Source organism: Chromobacterium sp. LK1, assembly GCF_001043555.1.
Classification (GTDB): domain Bacteria; phylum Pseudomonadota; class Gammaproteobacteria; order Burkholderiales; family Chromobacteriaceae; genus Chromobacterium; species Chromobacterium aquaticum.
On record NZ_LDUI01000025.1, the window covers coordinates 1 to 15,735 of the forward strand.

The following is a 15,735-nucleotide window of genomic DNA, read 5'->3' on the forward strand; positions in this document are numbered from 1 at the left end:
GACTTTGAACAGGCTCTAAGACCGTTCGCAGCAAGCGGGAAGGCTCGCCTTCCCGCCTCAAGCCGCCGGCTGGCCGGCGTTGCGCGCTTCGGCTTGCGGGAATTGGTGCCAGTAATAGAAGTACTCGCGCACCAGCAGCAGAAAGGTATTTTTCAGTTCCGCCTCGCGCAGATGCAATAACACCGCGTCCACCATCATGCGGAAGCTGTCGCCCTGAATCGGCTGGCCGTCCAATAAATAAAGCAGGGATTTGAGCAGACGCTCGCGCAGATGGATGTCCGGCTCGGACATGCCGTCCTCGAACAGCTTGCCCAGGTAGAGGCCCAGCGACGGCGGGAAACGAGAAAAACCATCGCGCTCCATCCGCGTCAACAGGCTTTCCCAGTCGGTCTCCAGCCACACCCGCACATTGCGCACCGAAAAGCCGCTGCGCGCGGTGATCTCCACCACTTTCTTGGTATCGCCCAGCCAGAAGTAATAGAACTCACGGGTACAGGTCAGCGCCAGCACCTGTTCGTCCGGCGAGCAGGCCTGCAGCAGGCGCTCGCAAGGGCCGCGGAAGCCTTCCGCGCTGCGCTCCACGCCGTCCAGCCAGGGCAGCAGCAGTTCCAGAATGCGACGCCTCTCGTCCACGACCTGAGCCGGCGCGCCCTGACGCGCCAGCAATCGCATATAAGCCTCCAGCGCCGCCTTCAAATCGCTCATGCCCTTTCCCCAGCCCTCCCGAATGTCGTTCCGGTCTTGCCTTCCCCCTCGCCGCTCGCGCTCTTCGGCACAGCGGGCGGACTGTTCTTATTTTCGGACAGAAATGTTGCAGACTCCAGACGGGATTCACAGCGGCGCTGGCGTTTTCCCAAGAGCGGCCAAGAAAATCAGTTTCACGGCGGAGACAAGGCGCGCCGACGCGGGCCGTGCTTGAATACGGCCAGTCGGCGCAATGCCGTATCAGGGGGTGGCCGTTCTCAACGCGGCGAGAGGGGGGCCGGCGTCAGGCTCAGGCGCAAATCCGCGCCCACCATGCGCGCGTCGCGTATGCTCAGCCGCTGTTTATCCGCCAGGTCCTCCAGCGGCGGCCAGGCGAACAGGCCGCGCGCGGCATCGCCGGCCAGCGACGGCGCCAGGTAGAGCACGATCTCATCCACCAGCCCGGCGCGCAGCAGCGCGCCGTTGAGGCCGGCGCCGGCTTCCACCATCAACATATTGACACCGCGCTGCGCCAGCGCGGCCAGCAGCGCCGGCAGATCGGCATGGCCGTCGGCCTGCCGCGGCAGGGTCAGAATCTCCGCGCCGGCGCGGTAGGGTTCCAGCAGCGCGGCCTGGTGATCGCAGGTGGCCAGCAAGGTGGCGCCGCCCTGGTAGATGCGCTGTTCCGGCCGCGTGCGCAGATCGCTGTCCAGCACCACCCGCAGCGGCTGGCGCTCGCAGGGGACTTCGCGCACCGTCAGTTGCGGATCGTCGGCCAGCACGGTGCCGCTGCCGGTGAGCACCGCGCAGTGTTCAGCGCGCAGGCGATGCACATCGCGCCGCGCCTCCGGGCCGGTAATCCATTGACTGCTGCCGTTGAGCAAGGCGGTCTTGCCGTCCAGCGTGGCGGCGGCCTTGAGCGTGACCCAGGGACGGCCGCGCTCGACGCGCGACAGAAAGCCGCGATGCACTTGCCGCGCCTCGGCTTCCATCAGCCCGGCGTCGGCTGCGATGCCGGCGGCGCGCAGCATGGCCAGGCCACGGCCGGCCACTTCGTGGTAGGGGTCCACCATCGCCGCGGCCACCCGGGCCACGCCCTCCTCGATCAGGCGCCGCGCGCACGGCGGGGTGCGGCCGTGGTGGCTGCACGGCTCCAGCGTCACATAGGCGGTGGCGCCGCGCGGGGACAGGCCGCGCGCCAGGCAGTCCTTGATCGCCTGGATTTCCGCGTGATCGCCGCCCACTTCCAGGGTGGCGCCCTCGCCGATCACCTCGCCGTCGCGCACCAGCACGCAGCCCACGCCGGGGTTGGGCGCGGCGCGGCGGGTGGCCGCGGCGGCCAGGCGCAGCGCTCTTTGCATGTAGTAATGATCGTCGGCGGAGTCATTCATGATTCAACACTTCCATTCATGGGCCAGCAGGCTGTACTGTCTGGCGTCGCAATAGCGGCCCTGCAACAACAAATACTCGCGCAGCACGCCTTCGTAGCGGAAGCCCAGCCGTTCCGCCACCGCGCAGCTGCGATGATTGTCCGCCGCCGCGTCTATCGCCACCCGGTGCAGGCCCAGCGGGCCGAAAGCTTCGGTCAGCATTTGCATCAGCGCCGCCTGCATCACGCCCTGCCCCACCTGGCGGCGGTCCAGCCAATAGCCGACGAAGGCGTGACAGTTCAAGGTGTCGACGGAGTGCAGATCGCAAACGCCGGCCAGCTCGCCGCCGCGCAATACCAGCCAAGTATAGGCTTTGCCGATCTGACGGCTGACGGCGGCGGATTCCAGAAAGGCGCGGGAGTCGGCCTCGGAGCGGGTCAAAGGCTCCCACGGCATCCACGGCCGCAAGGCGTCGCGGTTGGAGGCTATCAGCGCGAACAGCGCCGGAGCGTCGGACAACTCCGGCGCGCGCAGCGTGACATCGGAAGGCAGGGGTTCAGGCATGCGGGGCACCCGTGATGACAAAAGAATAGAACAGTCTACTCCAGCCATCCGCCGGGCGGTCAATGCGAGGACTTCTGGATTTCCTTGATGGCGTCGGAGAACTCGGACACATCCTGAAAACTGCGGTACACCGAGGCGAAACGCACATAAGCCACCTTGTCCAGGCGCGCCAGTTCATTCATCACCATCTCGCCGATCTCGCGGCTGGAGACTTCGCGCTCGCCCAGTTGCAGCAGCTTGTGACAGATGCGGTCTATCGCTTCGTCCACCAGCGCGGTGGGCACCGGACGCTTGTGCAGCGCGCGCAGGAAGCTGGTGCGCACTTTCTCGATGTCGAATTCCGAACGATGGCCGGCGGTTTTCACCACCTGCGGCATGCGCACATCGGCGGTTTCAAAGGTCGTGAAACGCTTCTCGCACACCGGGCAGCGCCGCCGCCGCCGGATGCTGCTGCCGTCCTCACTGACGCGGGAGTCGATTACCTGAGTATCGGCATTGCCGCAGAACGCGCATTTCATGACTTAATCCTAAGGGTTCCAATGTATGGATGTTATCAGCAATGCGCAGTCAAGTTAATGCCGCTATCGCCCGCCCATGAAAAAGACGCCCCGCGGGGCGTCTTTCAGCGGCCAAAACCAGCTTGGCTTATTTGGCGTACACCGGGAAACGATGGCACAGCGCGGTGGCTTGCTCGGCCACGCGGGCGATCAGCGCGTCGTCGTTCGGATTGTCCAGCACGTCCGCCACCAGATTGGCCACCTGGATGGCTTCGGCTTCCTTGAAGCCGCGGGTGGTGATGGCCGGGGAGCCGATGCGGATGCCGGAGGTCACGAACGGGGTTTCCGGGTCGTTCGGAATCGCGTTCTTGTTCACGGTGATGTGGGCGCGGCCCAACAGCGCGTCGGCCGCCTTGCCGGTCAGGCCCTTGGCGCGCAGGTCCACCAGGAACACATGGCTCTCGGTGCGACCGGACACGATGCGCACGCCGCGCTCGCCCAGGGTCTTGGCCATGATGGCGGCGTTCTTCAGCACTTGTTCCTGATACACCTTGAACTCGGGCAGCAGCGCTTCCTTGAAGGCGACGGCCTTGGCGGCGATCACGTGCTCCAGCGGGCCGCCTTGCAGGGTCGGGAACACATTGCTGTTGATGCTCTTCTCGAACTCGGCCTTGGCCAGGATGATGCCGCCGCGCGGACCGCGCAGGGTCTTGTGGGTGGTCGAGGTCACGAAGTCGGCGAACGGCACCGGGTTCGGGTAAACGCCGGCGGCGATCAGACCGGCGTAATGCGCCATGTCCACCATGAAGTAAGCGCCGCATTTCTTGGCGATCTGACCCATGCGCTCGAAATCGAAGCGCAGCGCGTAAGCGGAGGCGCCGCCGATGATCAGCTTGGGCTTGGTTTCCATCGCTACGCGTTCCATATCGTCGTAGTCGATTTCTTCCTTGTCGTTCAGACCGTAGGCGACGATGTTGAACATCTTGCCGGACAGGTTGGCCGGGGAGCCGTGGGTCAGGTGACCGCCGTGGCCCAGGTTCATGCCCATCACGGTGTCGCCCGGCTTCAGGATGGAGAAGTACACCGCCTGGTTGGCCTGGCTGCCGGAGTGCGGCTGCACGTTGGCGTATTCCGCGCCGAACAGCTGCTTGACGCGGTCGATGGCGAGCTGTTCCACCACGTCCACGTGTTCGCAACCGCCGTAGAAGCGCTTGCCCGGGTAGCCTTCGGCGTACTTATTGGTCAGCTGGGAGCCCTGGGCTTCCATCACCGCGGGGCTGGTGTAGTTTTCCGAGGCGATCAACTCGATGTGATCTTCCTGGCGTTGGCACTCGGCGGCAATCGCAGCAGCGAGTTCGGGGTCGAATTTGGCAATCGTCTGGTCAGCAGCGAACATCTTTGACTCATCCATCAAAGGGTTAACGATGCGGGCATTCTACACGAAATGCCGAAGCGAAATCCTTAACGTGAAGCAATTGCGAGAGGTGACGACAAGCGCCCGCGCGCCACTTCCATCGACCCCACACCCCACCGGCAAGGAGACAAAGCCACAGCGATTTGCAGCCCAGCATTGGATAAAGCAACAATGCCAAGCACCCATGGATCACTTTGCAAGGGTTACGACCTTGCGTGCATCTCATCTTGTGGCAAGCGCCCTCTTCCAATGGTTCGTCTCAGTGGAGAAAGATGAATGTTTTGGCTGGATCAAACCCAAGCCATGCCTACGGAGTGGTTCGCAGGTGCGCCCACGCCGGATCAGCGCTCCGCGTGGGTGGGGAATATCTACCGTGTCGCCTTAGCCCATCATGCCGATGGCTTCTTCGAAGTCGTGCCATTTGTTTTTGGCGCCTATCGCTACCTAATGTATTTTGCCAGCCTGGCGGGAGAAGTGCCTGGAGACGATGAGCAGGAGGTACGTGACTTTATCCGGACTTGGGCGCATGACTTTGAACCCGATATGCGCACAAGCCGGTTGGTAAAGTTCATGCGAGCCGATGCTATCAACCGCGACCATATCTACGAGCCGGACTCATGGCGCCTGGACAACCCCCGCCAGATTTTCAGTTTTGGACAACATTTACTTGAAATTGTTGTCTACCATAGTCGGCTTATAGCTGAAACAAGGCAGTACTTTTACAAGCCGGCTCCGGGGCTTGGCAGGTTCTATGATAGGATTTGTCACTGTAATCAGCTGCTCATCCGAGAACTGGGCTTTAGCGCCATCCACAGCGTGGGACTTGAGGATACGGGGTATATCGGCTATGAAAAACAGCGTTAAATCACCCAATGCCAAGAAGCGAGTCTATGTGTCCCAGACCACCGCCCACAGCTTGGCTAAGCTAAGCCATGATCTCGGTGAGGCTTGTTCCAAAGGAACTGTGGTCAAGGTGGAATCCAACCCACCATCATCGAAGAAACCGCCAACGCGCAAACTACGCGTGGTTTGAAAAAAGCGCCGGATACCCGGCGCTTTGTCTTTCATTTCCTCACTCCCGGCTATCCACCAAAATCAGCTCGGCGTCTTCGCTGGCGACGATGCGCAACAGCGCCTCGTCCCTAATCGCCGCGCCGTCGCGGGCTTGCAGCGCCACGCCGTTGACTTCCACCCGGCCGCGGGCCAACACCAGATAAGCGCAACGCTGCGCGCCCAACCGGTAATCGATGCTTTCGCCGGCCTTGAGGGTGGCGCCCAGCACGCGGGCGTCGGCACGGATCGGCAAGGCCTGATCGTCGCCGTCCATGCCGCTGGCCAGCGCGACGAAGGCGCCGGAGCGGTCCGCCTTGGGAAAGGGCTTGCTGCCCCAGGACGGCTCGCCTCCGCGCCGCTCCGGCATGATCCAGATCTGGAAGATGCGGGTGTCGACGGCTTCCAGATTGTATTCGGAATGCACGATGCCGCGGCCGGCGCTCATCACTTGCACGTCGCCGGCCTCGGTGCGGCCCTGGTTGCCCAGATTGTCGCGGTGGCTGATCGCGCCTTCGCGGACATAGGTGATGATTTCCATGTCCGCGTGCGGATGCGGCGGAAAGCCGGTGCCCGGCGCGATGGCGTCGTCGTTCCACACCCGCAGCGCGCCCCAGTGCATGCGTGCCGGGTCGTGGTATTCGGCGAAGGAAAAATGGTGTTTGGCATCCAACCAGCCATGGTGGGCTCCGCCCAGGCTGGCGAAAGCGCGATGTTCTATCATGCTGTCCTCCCGTATTGTGGCGAGGCGCCGCCTGCGCGGCGACGCGTCTGATGCAGCCACTATACGCAGCGGGCCTGATGCTGATAAGCAGCGGGATCGAATAGCATGCTTTCCATTTTTGATGCAATCAATGCGCCATACTAATTTTTTAACACTAAAATTGGAATAAATCTATCCAATCCCTGCCTATTTATGAAACGACTGCCCGATCTGGAAGCCTGGGCGATTTTCGCCAAGGTGGCGGAATGCGGCTCCTTCGCGCGCGCCGCCGCGGAACTGACGCTGTCCCAGGCCACGGTGTCCAAGGCGATTTCCCGCCTGGAAGCCCGGATGAAAACCATGCTGTTGCACCGCAGCTCGCGGCGGCTGTCCTTGACCGAGGCCGGCCACGCCGCGCTGGAGCGGGCCAGCCGCATCCTGGCGGAAGGCGAGGCGGTGGAAGCCGACATCACCGAGCAATCCTCCAGCTTGCGCGGGCCGGTGCGAGTGACCGCGCCGATGTCCTTCGGGCTGTCCCACCTGGCGCCGCTGCTGCCGGAGTTCATGGCGCGGCACCCGGAAGTGGAGCTGGATTTCCATTTCAGCGACGAGCAGGTGGACCTGGTGGCCAAGCGCCTGGACCTGGCGCTGCGCATCGCCTCGCTGGCCGATTCCAGCCTGCTGGCCCGCCGCCTGTGCTCGGTGCGCATTCTGTTGGTGGGCTCGCCGGCGTATTTCGCGCGCCACGGCCGGCCCAGCCATCCCCGCGAGCTGTCCGCGCATCGCGCGCTGTTGTACAGCAACGCGCCCGGCGGCGAGTTCTGGCGCTTCCACCACGCGGAGCAAGGCGAATTCGCGCTGGAAATGCCTTCGACGCTGCGGGTCAACAACGCCGAGGCGCTGACGCCGGCGCTGCGCGCCGGCCTGGGCCTGGCCTTGCAGCCGGAGTTTCTGGCCTGGCAGGATGTGCAGGCCGGCGAGCTGGAAACCGTGATGATGGATTGGCAGGTGGACCCGATCGCGCTCTACATCCTGACGCCGCCGGGCCGCAGCCGGCCGGCGCGGGTACAGGCCTTGATCGACTACCTGGCGGCGCGGCTGGCCGTCGCGCCATGGGCGGATTGCGGCTAGCCGCTAACGATAAGCGCAATGACAAAGCCCCGCTCGAGGCGGGGCGTAATCACCGGACAAGGCGGGACGAGGCTTAGAACCTGTTCAAAGTCTGCTGCGCTTCAGCGATACGGCGTTAAAAACGAGCTCAAAATGCTCATGTACCACTTGTACATTCCGCTTTTTCGCTCGTTTTCGCCTTGTCTCGCCCTTGCTCGCGAGACTTTGAACAGGCTCTTACAAATCGTCAGCGGTGAAGAACAGCGGCACGCCGTCCTTGCTGTCCGGATGCAGCTCCGCCAGCACATGCACTTCGCGCACATGGCATTCCGCCATCAGTTCGCGGAAGCTTTCCTCGATCAGCTGCACATTGTCCAGCGCCGCCAGCGGCCAGACGAAGGCTTCCCAATTGCGCTCGTCGCCCGCGGCGGACAGGGTGATGTGCAATTCGCCATTGTCGTGGGCGGACAGGATGGCCACCGGCTCCTGGTTCAGTTCGCGCAGTCTGCGGATCTGGCTGCTGGCGAACACCTGCATCGCCACCTCGAAGCGAGCGTAGTTGCCGGCCACCATCGCCTGCATCGCCGGCATCGGCGGGCGGGCGATGGGGAACAGCGTCACGCCGTCGGCCTTCAATTGCTCGCCCAGGAACTTCATCAGCGGCATGCCCCAAGCGCCCACCGCGCCACCGAGGCGCAGCGGCGGCTCGGCGCCTTCCGGCTGGATCGCCACGCCCAGCAGATAGCGCAGGAACACGCCCTCTTCCTTCACCGTGACCGGCGCCGGCTGCTGCGGCAGCAGCGCGCGCGCATGGGCCGGATCGCGGTTCAGCTTATAGAGCTGAGCGGAGTCCAACCCCACCACGCTGTCAGGATGCAGCAGCGCGCCGCCCAGCGCGACATCGGCATCGGCGGCGAACACGCCATGCTCGCGCAGCAATTGGTTCAGGCCGGCCACATCGGCGATCTCGCCCGGCAGCGTGGTCTGGTTCTTGCTGCCGGCCACCAGCACCAGCGGCATCGCGAAGACGATGGCGCGACCGCCGCCAGTGTTTTCCGCCGCGTCGCGCAGCGCATCCCACACCAGTTGATAGCATTGCTGAGACGGCACCATGGCCAGCGCCACCGAGATGGACAGCAGTTCGCCGCGCGCCAACATCTCGGCCATCGCGTCGCGCACCGCGGAGAACCACATTTCCCGGTCGGACTCGGTCTTGGCGTTCAACGCCGACTGGGCGTTGTGGATCAGCATATTGGTCAGCGCCACTTGCGGGTGGTACTGGCGCGGATCAGGGAGGGTATGGCGTACGGCGTCCATGAAGGGGAATCCTGCGGCAATCGGAAAACCGCTATTTTGGCACAGCTGCGGCCCCCATGGTGCGCCGCGACAGTGGCGATTCCAGTAGCGATGTACCAGATCAGCGACAGAAAATTATAATTTCACACATTTGCGAAAAACAACATGTTGACACTCGATACCGCAATCTGGATAATTCGTTCTCGTTGAGATGCAGCAATTGCTTCTTGATAGTTTCTCCTCTATTTCTCCTTTGTAGACTTGGCGCGGACCTAACGGTACCGCGCATTTTTTTTGCCTTTTTTCGGCGAAGCCCCATGCTAAGCAAACGCTAAGCTTCTGTTAATCAATCAAATTATTAAAATTCGTGTAGCAAGGAAACTTGCCTGCCGCCACCCTTTCACGCTCCCCGCGCGCTCCTTTATCCCGATCCCCAGCCCGCCTCGTCCCGTCCGCGCCGCAAGCCCAATCCATGCCATTTAGATTTAAACGAACGAAACATATGACTAACAGCATTAGAACGGATTTCGTTTGTGAAAATTTAGGAAAACGGACAAGGAAGAACTGTTGGATTCGAAAACAAATGAACAAGACAAAGACGTCACCGTGAACGGGCGACTGGGGAAGGCTGGCGGCGGCGCTGCGCCGATGAGGAGCAGATGGTTGCTGCCACGCAAAAAACAATGGGCCGCACGGTAAAAAACCGTACGGCCCACATGCTATCCGTAAACGAGTTACGGAAATATGACAAATATCAACGGCGTTCTACTTGCGTCACATCGCGCACCGCGCCAGTGTCGGCGCTGGTGGTCATCGCCGCGTAGGCGCGCAAGGCCGGGCTGACCACGCGGTCGCGGCCCAGCGGTTTCCACGCGTCGCGGCCCTTGGCTTCCATCGCCGCGCGCCGCGCCGCCAGCGTTTCATCGCTGACCGCCAGGCGGATGGAGCGGCCGGGAATGTCGATCTCGATGCGGTCGCCCTCTTCGACCAGGCCGATGGCGCCACCCTCTGCCGCTTCCGGCGACACATGGCCGATGGACAGGCCGGAAGTGCCGCCGGAGAAGCGGCCATCGGTCAGCAAGGCGCAGTCCTTGCCCAGGCCCTTGGATTTCAGATAGCTGGTGGGGTACAGCATTTCCTGCATGCCGGGGCCGCCCTTGGGGCCTTCATAGCGGATCACCACCACGTCGCCGGCCACGATGCGGTCGGCCAGGATGGCCTCCACCGCCGCGTCCTGGCTTTCAAAGATGCGGGCGCGGCCATTGAACTTGAGGATGGAGTCGTCGACGCCGGCGGTTTTGACGATGCAGCCGCGCTCGGCGATATTGCCGGCCAACACCGCCAGGCCGCCATCCTGGGAGTAAGCATGCTCGCGGTCGCGGATGCAGCCCTCGGCGCGGTCGTCGTCCACCGTCGGGTAACGCATGGACTGCGAGAAGGCGATGGTGGTGGGCACGCCGCCCGGCGCCGCGCGGTAGAAGCGCCGCGCTTCGCTGTCTTCGCCGTGGCGGCAGATGTCCCAGGCCTCCAGCGCCTCGCCCAGCGTGGCGCTGTGCACGGTGGGCACCTCGCGGCGGATCAGGCCGGCGCGGTCCAGCTCGGCCAGGATGGCCACCACGCCGCCGGCGCGATGCACGTCTTCCATATGGTATTTCTGGGTGGCCGGCGCCAGCTTGGCCAGACACGGCACCGAGCGCGAGATGCGGTCGATGTCCGCCATCTTGAAGTCCACGCCGGCTTCCTGCGCCGCCGCCAGCAGATGCAGCACGGTATTGGTGGAGCCGCCCATGGCCACGTCCAGGCTCATCGCGTTCTCGAACGCGGCCTTGGTGGCGATGGCGCGCGGCAGCAGGCTGGCGTCGTCCTGTTCGTAATGGCGCTTGGTGATGTCCACGATCAGGCGGCCGGCGCGCAGGAACAATTCCTTGCGGTCCGCGTGCGTGGCCACCAGGCTGCCGTTGCCGGGCAGGGACAGGCCCAGCGCCTCGGTCAGGCAGTTCATGGAGTTGGCGGTGAACATGCCGGAGCAGGAGCCGCAGGTGGGACAGGCGGAACGCTCCACGCGCTCGACGTCCTCGTTGGACACCGCGCTATTGGCGGCCTCCACCATCGCGTCCACCAGGTCCAGTTTGCGGATATCGTTGCCCCACTGCACCTTGCCGGCTTCCATCGGGCCGCCGGAGACGAACACCACCGGGATGTTCAGGCGCATCGCCGCCATCAGCATGCCGGGGGTGATCTTGTCGCAGTTGGAGATGCACACCAGCGCGTCGGCGCAGTGGGCGTTGACCATGTATTCCACGCTGTCGGCTATCAGGTCGCGGCTGGGCAGGCTGTAGAGCATGCCGCCGTGGCCCATGGCGATGCCGTCGTCGATGGCGATGGTGTTGAATTCCTTGGCCACGCCGCCGGCGCGTTCGATTTCCCGCGCCACCAGTTGACCCATATTGTGCAGGTGCACATGGCCGGGCACGAACTGGGTGAAGCTGTTGGCGATGGCGATGATGGGCTTGCCGAAGTCATCGTCCTTCATGCCGGTGGCGCGCCATAGAGCGCGGGCACCCGCCATATTGCGGCCGGCGGTGGAAGTGCGGGAGCGGTATTGGGGCATTGCTGATTCCTTAATCTCTACATGGGCGGAAAGGCGCTCCGGGCCTGGCCTGCTTTAAGGCCGGGCCGCCTGGCTCCGGGTGCCGGGGAGCTCAAGGCAAAAATGCGCCGGGCGGCGGGTGGGCCGCGCGACGCGTGGGAACGCTTTCCCATATAATCCGTCCACATTCTTTTACCGCAAACGCACACGGCTGACAAATGATCATTCATCCGCAGTTCGACCCCGTGGCCATCCAGCTGGGCCCGCTGGCCATTCATTGGTACGGCCTGATGTACTTGCTGGGCTTCGCCAGCTTCCTGATCCTGGGCAATTACCGCATCAAGCGCGGCCACGCCTTCCTCACTTCCAAGCTGCTGGACGATCTGCTGATGTACGGCGCCGTCGGCGTGGTGCTGGGCGGCCGCCTGGGCGAGGTGCTGTTCTACCAGCCCGGCTATTATTTCAGCCATCCGCTGGAGATTCTGATGGTGTGGAAAGGCGGCATGTCCTTCCACGGCGGCTTCATCGGCGTGCTGCTCGGCGTGGCGCTGTTCGCGCGCAAGCACGGCCGCAGCTTCTGGGAAGTCACCGACTTCATCGCGCCGCTGGTGCCGCTGGGCCTGGCCGCCGGCCGCATCGGCAACTTCATCAACGGCGAACTGTGGGGCCGGGTGGCCGATCCCAAGCTGCCGTGGGCGATGCTGTTTCCGCAGGCCAAGATGGATGATCTGATCCAGGCGCAGCAATCGTCCGACCTGATGGTGACCCTGCTCAACTACGGCGGCCTGCCGCGCCATCCGTCGCAGCTGTACGAGTTCGCGCTGGAAGGCCTGGCGCTGTTCGCGCTGCTGTGGTGCTTCAGCGCCAAGGCGCGCGCGCGCGGCCAGGTGTCGGCGCTATTCCTGATCGGCTACGGCCTGGCGCGCTTCGGCAGCGAATACTTCCGCACCCCGGACGCCGGCATCTTCGGCCAGTCCGACGTGATCAGCATGGGCCAGTGGCTGAGCCTGCCGATGATCGTGATCGGCCTGGCGCTGTTCTACCTGTTCGGCAAGCGCAAGGCGGCCTGAGCCGGGCTAGGCTAGAATGCTTGCCATACACGGCGGTTTTTAGTCCGCCGCTTCAAGGCCAGTCTTAATGACTGGCCTTTTTGAATCCCTAGCCCTTGCGGCTTTTCGTCCGCAATAGAGGAAAACACTGCCATGACCGCCATCAAACTGACGCTGGCCGGCGCGCTGCTGGCCGCCGCCACCCTGGCCAACGCCGCCCAGACCGTGCTCAAGGTCTCCGCCATCCCCGACGAATCCCCCACCGAGCTGCAGCGCAAGTTCGCGCCGCTGGGCCAGTATCTGGAAAAAGAGCTGGGCATCAAGGTGCAGTTCGTGCCGGTGTCGGACTACGCCGGCGTGGTCACCGCGCTGACCTCGGACAAGCTGGACATGGCGTGGCTGGGCGGCTTCACCTATGTGCAGGCCAGCCAGCGCGGCAAGGTGGTGCCGCTGGTGCAGCGCGAGGAGGACAGCAAGTTCACCTCCACCTTCATCACCAGCGGCCCGGCCAAGAGCCTGAAGGAGCTGAAGGGCGACAGCTTCGCCTTCGGCTCCGCCTCCTCCACCTCCGGCCACCTGATGCCGCGCTATTTCATGCAGAAGGACGGCATCAAGCCGGAAAGCTTCTTCAAGAACGTCGCCTATTCCGGCGCCCACGACGCCACCGTGGCCTGGGTCGCCGCCGGCAAGGTGGAAGCCGGCGTGCTGAACAGCTCGGTGTGGCAGAAGCTGGTGGAAAGCAAGAAGGTGGATAGCGCCAAGGTGCGCGTGATCGCCACCACCCCGGCCTACTACGACTACAACTGGACGGTGCGCGGCAGCATGGACAAGGGCTTGCAGGACAAGATCCGCCAAGCCTTCCTCAAGCTGGACGCCAAGAACCCGGAACAGAAAGCCGTGCTGGATCTGCAGCGCGCCAGCCGCTTCATTCCCACCAAGCCGGACAACTATAAGGGCATAGAAGCCGCCGCCACGGCCGCCGGGCTGCTGAAGTGAGCCTGGAGCTTCGCGGCGTCGGCCTGAAGCTGGGCGGCGCCGCCATTCTGCGCGACATCGATCTACAGCTTGCCGCCGGCGAGCAGGCAGCCCTGATCGGTCCGTCCGGCGCCGGCAAGAGCACCCTGCTCTTGCTGGCCAACACTGGCCTGCGCCCGGATAGCGGCACGGCGCGGCTGCTGGGCGACGATCCCTGGCGCTTGCCGCGCCGCGCCTTGCGCGCCTTGCGAGCGCGCATCGGCAGCGTCTACCAGGCACCGCCGCTGCCGCCGCGTCAGCGCGTGATCCACGCGGTGGCCGCCGGCCGGCTGGGCCAGAGCGGCGAACTGGCGGCCTTGCGCCGCCTGCTGTGGCCGGATGACGCCGCCGGCGTCGCCGCCGAGCTGGAACGGCTGGACCTGGCCGGCAAGCTATGGCAGCGCTGCGATCAGTTGTCCGGCGGCCAGCGTCAGCGTGTCGGCATCGCCCGCGCGCTGTACCAACGGCCGGAACTGTTGCTGGCCGACGAGCCGGTATCGGCGCTGGACCCCAGGCTGGCCGACGACAGCATACGCCTGCTGTGCGAGGACGCCCGCGCCCGCCAGGCCACGCTATTGGTCAGCCTGCACTCGGTGCCGCTGGCGCTGGTGCACTTCCCGCGCATCATCGGCCTGCGCGACGGCGCCATCGCCTTCGATCTGCCGCGCGAGCAAGTCGACGCCACTCTGCTGGCCGAACTCTACGCCGGCGACACTCCCGAGAGCGCGGCAGAGCCAGCCGCGCCCAGCGCGGCGCTCAGGGGCTTGCAATGCTGAAGCCCGCGCCGCGCGACCCGGCCGCCCGCGCGCGGCTGGGCTGGCTGCTGCTGACACTGGCGCTGCTGCTGCCGACGCTGCCGCTGACCCAGTTCACGCTGAGCACCTTGTTCAATGGCGACACCTGGCTCAGCCTGGCTCGCTTCGCCGCCGGCTTTCTGCCGCCGGCCCACGACGGCGACTTTCTGAAAGAAGTGGCCAAGGAAACCGCCACCACGCTGGCGGTGGCCAGCGCCGGTCTGTGCCTGGCCATGCTGCTGGGCGCGCCGCTGGCCTTCGCCACCAGCCGCGCGCTGGACGATCACCAACTCACCGCGGTCCGGCCGCGCCGCACCGTCCTGACCGCGCAGAGCCTGCTGCGCGGGTTGATGGTATGGCTGCGCGGCGTGCCGGACATCGTCTGGGCGCTGCTCTTCGTGCGCGCCGCCGGCCTGGGCAGCCTGCCGGCGGTGCTGGCCTTGGGCCTGGCCTACGGCGGCATGCTGGGCAAGGTTTACGCGGAAATCCTGGAATCCCAGCCACGCGCGCCGGCCCAGGCGCTGGCGGCTGCCGGCGCCAGCCGCTGGCAACGGCTGTGCTGGGCGCTGTGGCCACAGGCCTTGCCGGAATTGATCAGCTACAGCGTTTACCGCTGGGAATGCGCGATCCGCGCGTCGGCGGTGATGGGCTTCGTCGGCGCCGGCGGCATCGGCCAATTGCTGGACAGCAGCCTGAAAATGCTCAATGGCGGCGAGGTCGGCACCTTGCTATTGGTGTTCCTGCTGCTGGTGGGCTTGAGCGAGGGCGTCAGCCGCTGGTCGCGGCGCGCGCTGGAGCGCGACGGCGGCGGACGCCGCCTATTGCTGGCCGGCGGCGCGCTGACCGCGTTCAGCCTGTACTGGCTGTGGCCGGATTGGCGCGCCAACGGCTTCGACTGGCGCGGCCTGCCGCGCTTCGCCATGGAATTCCTGCCGCCGGACCTCTCCGCCCCAAACTTGCGGCAACTGGGACAAGGCGTGGTGGAAACCCTGGCGATGTCGGCGCTGGGCACGGTGCTGGCCGCCTTGCTGGCCATGCCGCTGGCGCTGCCCGCCGCCGGCCGGCTGGGGGCCGCCGCCAAGCGCGCGACGCGGCTGTTGCTGAATATGCTGCGCGGCATCCCGGATCTGCTGTGGGCGGCGCTGGCGGTGCTGGCGCTGGGCCTGGGGCCGGCCGCCGGGGTGCTGGCGCTGGCGCTGCACACCGCCGGCGTGTTGGGCCGCCTGTTCGCGGAAACGCTAGAAAACGCGCCGCCGCAAGCGGAACAGGCGCTGCTCAACGCCGGCGCGGGCCGCGTCGCCGCCTTCTGCTACGGACCGCTGCCCATGGTGGCCAGCCAATGGCTGGCTTACACGCTGTACCGCTGGGAAAACAATATCCGCATCGCCACCGTGCTCGGCATCGTCGGCGCCGGCGGCCTGGGCCAGCAGCTGTATCTGGCGCTGTCGCTGTTCCAGCAGCAGGCCGCCGCGGCCATCATCCTGGCGATGGTGGCGCTGTCCTGGGGCGTGGAACAGCTGAGCCGCGCGCTGCGCCAGCGCATGGGCTGAAACGAGGAACGGGGCGGCAAGCCTACGCTTGCCGCCCCGTCCGTTCTCAC

14 protein-coding genes are annotated in these 15,735 nt (G+C 64.9%); 6 read left to right on the top strand and 8 right to left on the bottom strand.

Going from position 1 to position 15,735, the window contains the following annotated elements; translation table 11 throughout:
- Positions 1-57 precede the first annotated feature (57 nt).
- The 5 genes from VI26_RS11320 to glyA all read right to left on the bottom strand — a co-directional run bounded on the left by VI26_RS11320 (position 58) and on the right by glyA (position 4,511).
- Positions 58-705: a hypothetical protein gene (locus VI26_RS11320; protein WP_048409861.1), complete on the bottom strand. Its 648-nt coding sequence runs from the start codon at positions 703-705 to the stop codon at positions 58-60.
- Positions 706-962: 257 nt separating this feature from the next.
- Positions 963-2,075: a bifunctional diaminohydroxyphosphoribosylaminopyrimidine deaminase/5-amino-6-(5-phosphoribosylamino)uracil reductase RibD gene (gene ribD, locus VI26_RS11325; RefSeq protein ID WP_048409862.1), complete on the bottom strand. Its 1,113-nt coding sequence runs from the start codon at positions 2,073-2,075 to the stop codon at positions 963-965.
- A gap of 3 nt (positions 2,076-2,078) precedes the next feature.
- Positions 2,079-2,618: a GNAT family N-acetyltransferase gene (locus tag VI26_RS11330; protein ID WP_048409863.1), complete on the bottom strand. Its 540-nt coding sequence runs from the start codon at positions 2,616-2,618 to the stop codon at positions 2,079-2,081.
- A 59-nt stretch (positions 2,619-2,677) separates the two neighbouring features.
- Positions 2,678-3,136 (bottom strand): transcriptional regulator NrdR, encoded by a 459-nt coding sequence (gene nrdR / locus VI26_RS11335; RefSeq protein WP_019100637.1) that lies wholly within the window; start codon positions 3,134-3,136, stop codon positions 2,678-2,680.
- A 127-nt stretch (positions 3,137-3,263) separates the two neighbouring features.
- Positions 3,264-4,511 carry a serine hydroxymethyltransferase gene (glyA, locus tag VI26_RS11340; protein ID WP_048409864.1) on the bottom strand — a complete coding sequence of 416 codons (1,248 nt, stop codon included), beginning with the start codon at positions 4,509-4,511 and terminating at the stop codon, positions 3,264-3,266.
- Positions 4,512-4,805: 294 nt separating this feature from the next.
- On the opposite strand from glyA, the gene VI26_RS11345 reads away from it, so the two are divergent.
- Positions 4,806-5,393 (top strand): hypothetical protein, encoded by a 588-nt coding sequence (locus VI26_RS11345; protein ID WP_048409865.1) that lies wholly within the window; start codon positions 4,806-4,808, stop codon positions 5,391-5,393.
- A gap of 208 nt (positions 5,394-5,601) precedes the next feature.
- Here the strand turns inward: VI26_RS11345 and VI26_RS11350 are convergent, their stop codons facing one another.
- On the bottom strand, positions 5,602-6,303 hold the full coding sequence (locus VI26_RS11350) for a pirin family protein (RefSeq protein ID WP_048409866.1): 702 nt from the start codon (positions 6,301-6,303) through the stop codon (positions 5,602-5,604).
- A 192-nt stretch (positions 6,304-6,495) separates the two neighbouring features.
- On the opposite strand from VI26_RS11350, the gene VI26_RS11355 reads away from it, so the two are divergent.
- Positions 6,496-7,413 (top strand): LysR family transcriptional regulator, encoded by a 918-nt coding sequence (locus tag VI26_RS11355; protein WP_048409867.1) that lies wholly within the window; start codon positions 6,496-6,498, stop codon positions 7,411-7,413.
- Between the two features lie 216 nt (positions 7,414-7,629).
- Here the strand turns inward: VI26_RS11355 and VI26_RS11360 are convergent, their stop codons facing one another.
- Entirely contained in the window at positions 7,630-8,709 is a 1,080-nt protein-coding gene (locus VI26_RS11360; RefSeq protein WP_048409868.1) for a hypothetical protein, read from the bottom strand.
- A 733-nt stretch (positions 8,710-9,442) separates the two neighbouring features.
- The gene (gene ilvD, locus VI26_RS11365) at positions 9,443-11,299 is read right to left on the bottom strand and encodes a dihydroxy-acid dehydratase (protein WP_048409869.1); all 1,857 of its coding nucleotides are present in this window, start codon (positions 11,297-11,299) and stop codon (positions 9,443-9,445) included.
- Between the two features lie 197 nt (positions 11,300-11,496).
- Between ilvD and lgt the strand changes: the two genes are divergently transcribed.
- From lgt to phnE, 4 genes are all read left to right on the top strand, one after another.
- Positions 11,497-12,348, top strand: a complete 852-nt coding sequence (gene lgt / locus VI26_RS11370; RefSeq protein ID WP_048409870.1) for a prolipoprotein diacylglyceryl transferase — start codon at positions 11,497-11,499, stop codon at positions 12,346-12,348.
- A 132-nt stretch (positions 12,349-12,480) separates the two neighbouring features.
- On the top strand, positions 12,481-13,323 hold the full coding sequence (locus VI26_RS11375) for a putative selenate ABC transporter substrate-binding protein (protein WP_048409871.1): 843 nt from the start codon (positions 12,481-12,483) through the stop codon (positions 13,321-13,323).
- Positions 13,320-14,117, top strand: a complete 798-nt coding sequence (locus tag VI26_RS11380) for a phosphonate ABC transporter ATP-binding protein (RefSeq protein WP_048409872.1) — start codon at positions 13,320-13,322, stop codon at positions 14,115-14,117. The genes VI26_RS11375 and VI26_RS11380 overlap by 4 nt, the downstream gene beginning before the upstream one ends.
- Positions 14,111-15,685, top strand: a complete 1,575-nt coding sequence (gene phnE, locus VI26_RS11385) for a phosphonate ABC transporter, permease protein PhnE (RefSeq protein WP_048409873.1) — start codon at positions 14,111-14,113, stop codon at positions 15,683-15,685. Before VI26_RS11380 ends, phnE begins: the two co-directional genes overlap by 7 nt.
- Positions 15,686-15,735: the final 50 nt, after the last annotated feature.

Bases quoted from the DNA above. Each gene is read 5' to 3' on its own strand.
- VI26_RS11320 (WP_048409861.1), bottom strand. From the start codon at position 705: ATGAGCGATTTGAAGGCGGCGCTGGAGGCTTATATGCGATTGCTGGCG.
- ribD (WP_048409862.1), bottom strand. From the start codon at position 2,075: ATGAATGACTCCGCCGACGATCATTACTACATGCAAAGAGCGCTGCGC.
- VI26_RS11330 (WP_048409863.1), bottom strand. From the start codon at position 2,618: ATGCCTGAACCCCTGCCTTCCGATGTCACGCTGCGCGCGCCGGAGTTG.
- nrdR (WP_019100637.1), bottom strand. From the start codon at position 3,136: ATGAAATGCGCGTTCTGCGGCAATGCCGATACTCAGGTAATCGACTCC.
- glyA (WP_048409864.1), bottom strand. From the start codon at position 4,511: ATGTTCGCTGCTGACCAGACGATTGCCAAATTCGACCCCGAACTCGCT.
- VI26_RS11345 (WP_048409865.1), top strand. From the start codon at position 4,806: ATGTTTTGGCTGGATCAAACCCAAGCCATGCCTACGGAGTGGTTCGCA.
- VI26_RS11350 (WP_048409866.1), bottom strand. From the start codon at position 6,303: ATGATAGAACATCGCGCTTTCGCCAGCCTGGGCGGAGCCCACCATGGC.
- VI26_RS11355 (WP_048409867.1), top strand. From the start codon at position 6,496: ATGAAACGACTGCCCGATCTGGAAGCCTGGGCGATTTTCGCCAAGGTG.
- VI26_RS11360 (WP_048409868.1), bottom strand. From the start codon at position 8,709: ATGGACGCCGTACGCCATACCCTCCCTGATCCGCGCCAGTACCACCCG.
- ilvD (WP_048409869.1), bottom strand. From the start codon at position 11,299: ATGCCCCAATACCGCTCCCGCACTTCCACCGCCGGCCGCAATATGGCG.
- lgt (WP_048409870.1), top strand. From the start codon at position 11,497: ATGATCATTCATCCGCAGTTCGACCCCGTGGCCATCCAGCTGGGCCCG.
- VI26_RS11375 (WP_048409871.1), top strand. From the start codon at position 12,481: ATGACCGCCATCAAACTGACGCTGGCCGGCGCGCTGCTGGCCGCCGCC.
- phnE (WP_048409873.1), top strand. From the start codon at position 14,111: ATGCTGAAGCCCGCGCCGCGCGACCCGGCCGCCCGCGCGCGGCTGGGC.